This window comes from Pseudomonas atagonensis (assembly GCF_011369485.1).
Taxonomy (GTDB): Bacteria; Pseudomonadota; Gammaproteobacteria; order Pseudomonadales; family Pseudomonadaceae; genus Aquipseudomonas; species Aquipseudomonas atagonensis.
The window spans coordinates 1-959 of record NZ_VXCA01000073.1 but is presented as its reverse complement, the minus strand read 5'-3'; the positions used below and the strand labels follow the sequence as shown (position 1 = coordinate 959).

1 protein-coding gene is annotated in these 959 nt (G+C 43.0%); it reads left to right on the top strand.

Annotated features, from left to right (window positions below):
* On the top strand, positions 1-946 hold a 946-nt coding region (locus F2P67_RS27555), incomplete at its 5' end, for a TonB-dependent siderophore receptor (protein ID WP_246226567.1).
* Positions 947-959: the final 13 nt, after the last annotated feature.

Below are 959 nucleotides of genomic sequence, written 5' to 3'. Positions count from 1 at the left end.
CCATGAAATTTTACTTTCAACCGAGCTTGGTCAACTCGACTATAAGCAAAACCAGCTTCGTCGCAATCACAGCACAAGCTCAACAAACACAATTGATATCTACCAACCTGAATACGGCAAATATTTACCGAACCTCACTCCGTTTACCGACACCAAAGAGCGCCAGCGTTACTTCGCGCTTAATGTACAAGATCAGATCTTTTTCAATGACCAGTGGAGTGTGCTATTTGGCAACCGTTTTGATCAGGTCGAACAAGACTTTAAAAATCATATAAAACAGACCGAAGACAACCAAACACTTCACCAGAATAGTCCACGTTTCGGAGTAAATTTTAAAGCCTCTGAGCAATGGGCGTTTTATAGCAACTATGGCCGCTCATTTGCCATGAATAGTGGTATGAACCGAAATGGACAGACCTTCGCTCCTGAAAAAGGCGAAAGCTATGAAGTCGGTACCAAATATAAAATAAACGACCAAAGTGTGCTGAGCCTCGCTTTGTTTAAAATGAAAAAACGAAATGTACTTACAACTGACCCAATCGACAGTAACTTTCAAACCGCCGCAGGCGAAGTGAGTAGTAAAGGAGTTGAATTTGACTTAAATAGCCAGATCAATGACCGCTGGTTCGTTAATGCCAACTATAGTTATACCGATGCTCAAATTGAAAAAGACCAAGGCCTCGCGAAGGGTGCACGTCTGAGCAATGTTCCAAAACACCAAGGCTCCGTAAGCACCAATTATGAGTTTCTCCAAGGCGGCGCAAGAAAAGCTGGTGTAGGTGCCAATCTCACGTCGGTGGTTGAGCGTAACGGCCATACCCTTGATAAGGGCGTTAATTTACCAAGTTGTACGCTGGTCAATTTAAATGGCTACTATGCACCATCTGACCGTTTACGCTATCAGCTGAGTGTAAATAACCTATTTGATAAGTCCTACTATGTCTGAAGCTATAGCGATT